This window comes from Microcoleus asticus IPMA8 (assembly GCF_013179805.1).
Lineage (GTDB): Bacteria > Cyanobacteriota > Cyanobacteriia > Cyanobacteriales > Microcoleaceae > Microcoleus > Microcoleus asticus.
In genome coordinates this window covers 1-2,037 of the sequence record NZ_SRRZ01000278.1, presented here as the reverse complement: position 1 = coordinate 2,037, position 2,037 = coordinate 1, and the positions used below count along the sequence as shown (strand labels likewise).

The 2,037-nt window shown below is 42.5% G+C and carries 2 protein-coding genes and 2 pseudogenes; 2 read left to right on the top strand and 2 right to left on the bottom strand.

Annotated features, from left to right (window positions below):
- Nucleotides 1–217: pseudogene (locus E5S67_RS31800) on the top strand (hypothetical protein); the annotation flags it as partial.
- An 83-nt stretch (nt 218–300) separates the two neighbouring features.
- A complete protein-coding gene (locus E5S67_RS31795; RefSeq protein WP_172193446.1) occupies nt 301–612 on the top strand; it encodes a tyrosine-type recombinase/integrase in 312 nt (103 codons plus the stop codon).
- A gap of 42 nt (nt 613–654) precedes the next feature.
- On the opposite strand, the pseudogene E5S67_RS31790 reads toward E5S67_RS31795, so the two are convergent.
- Both E5S67_RS31790 and E5S67_RS31780 read right to left on the bottom strand, forming a co-directional pair.
- Nucleotides 655–1,481, bottom strand: a pseudogene (locus E5S67_RS31790) (ISAzo13-like element transposase-related protein).
- A 177-nt stretch (nt 1,482–1,658) separates the two neighbouring features.
- Complete coding sequence (locus E5S67_RS31780) at nt 1,659–1,802, bottom strand: hypothetical protein (RefSeq protein ID WP_172193441.1); 144 nt, start codon at nt 1,800–1,802, stop codon at nt 1,659–1,661.
- Nucleotides 1,803–2,037: the final 235 nt, after the last annotated feature.

Sequence of the window (2,037 nt, the reverse complement as noted above, 5' to 3'; positions counted from 1 at the left end):
ACGATTTCTCTCGGGACATCTCAACTCCTACTTAGGTTTACATCCTCATTATACATTATTTATGATTTACAAATCATTTGCGATCGCTATAGCAGGGCAAATATTTGAGGATGAATTAGAGCTTGCTTATGCCGTAATTGATGGGGTAGGGGCTAGAGGAAAAAAAGGAAATTATCGTACACAACGTATTAAATTTAAGTCTCATCACCCTACTTAATATTTTGTTACATACTTATGAAGTTCCCCACCGACCTACATACTCCGATGCCTTTTGTCAATGGGGGAAGTTCAGTTCAATAGTTGAGGCTGCTGTTAGAAACCTACAAACATCCCTCACAACCCTACCTATTCCCCAGCCGCCACCTCAATCACCGCTGGAAGCACGCGAACCCGGAAGCCGCCTCTGATCTATTCCAAGAAGCCTGCGAAAAAGTCGGCATCATCGGCGCTTCCACCCACAGCCTCAGAAGGTCAGCACTCACTCAGATGAGCAACGCGGGTATTCCAGTGCGGATTATTCAAGAAATCAGCGGTCACCGCAACGCCAGAACAGTTGCAGCGCGAAGAAAGAGGTTAGGGACTGGCGGAAAAATAAAATACCAGTTAAAATGAGATAACCGTGATATCCCATTTTGGTAAAGTTTCAGAACGTTGCTATGAGCGTAGATACTGTTTTAACTCATGAGGTAAGACTTTTATTCCTTTCTCGTAAGTTGTCTCAACTAAGTGTACAATGGGCTTAATTCCTTTCCATGTCATGTTGGATGCCCAGTTTATGGCAGTTTCAACTGAATCTAAAATAGCACCATTCCAATAGTGTTCAAGTGCTGCCCAACAGCGTTCAATTGGATTATATTTACTATGATACGGCGGATAGTAAATTAGTCGAATTTTCAAACCAATTGTCTGAGATAACTCCACGATGCGCTTGCTGAATTGTGTACGCTCGTTTCTGATTGCCGGACCACCATCAAGGTTAATCACTAATTCTTCAAGTTCGGTATAATCAGATTGGTTGTTATGCCACCATTCTGTGAGACAATCGACGATAAAATCAGTGGTTTCAGCGGACTGCCCCATATAAATAGATAATTGATCGCTTTGAGTGTTGAGAATTCCAAAAGGGACTAAGGATGCCTGCCACTCGGTATCATGATCGTCAGCCGATTTCGGTTCAATGGTTCGAGCTTTACCGCCTCGCCAGAGGTTTCCAATTTTAACTTTGGCTTTTGTATCGATTGATATTCGGAGAGATTTGACATCTCGATCGGAGGCTTGATTCTCTTTGAACACATTAAACAAAATTGCGTCCGTTTCGAGAATCTTTTTCAATGGCTTGGTTTTTTGTGTTTTTTTAGGCGATATCCCATCCGATTTAAAATCGCGCCAATTGTCTGACGAGAAGGCAATTGCTCACGGTCGTAGTTTTTCTGACTCACTAATGCCGATAGTAGCGCCTTGGCAGTGCTCTGAGCATACAAAAATGTCGATTGAAACTTGGGGTCTGCCTGGGAATCAGCATCTATTAAAGAACAAATATCGGCTTCTAAGTTGGGCAACAAAATTTTACTTTTATGTCGCCCTCTTCCTCGGTAATTATCAACACAAATTAACCCCGTTCGTCGTTCATGTAAGCCTAATTGAACGCTGGAACGGTTTCATCCCATAAATGTTTCTACTTTCCGAGCTGAACTATTAAAGTAATCTTCAGCCACTTTTGCCATAAAGTCTCGACGGCGATAGCCCGTTAGTTTTTTGGCAGCATCTTTGAATGTCAATTTAATTGGCTCACTCAATATCATTTTTATCATCCTAATCACACAGGTCACAACCGCTCATGTCCGATTTCTTTTCCTCAGCCTTCTAGCATAACTGGGGTTATATTTAATTGCAAGCCCCTAAGGTGATAAGTTCAGTAAACTAGCACCAACGGCTTGTATTAATGGTCTGGGGGGGTGACAACCCCGTTAGAAGCTAGACAAGGTAAGGCGTTGACCCACTTGTGGTAAAAAAAGATAGGCCCGTTCAAAGTACCGA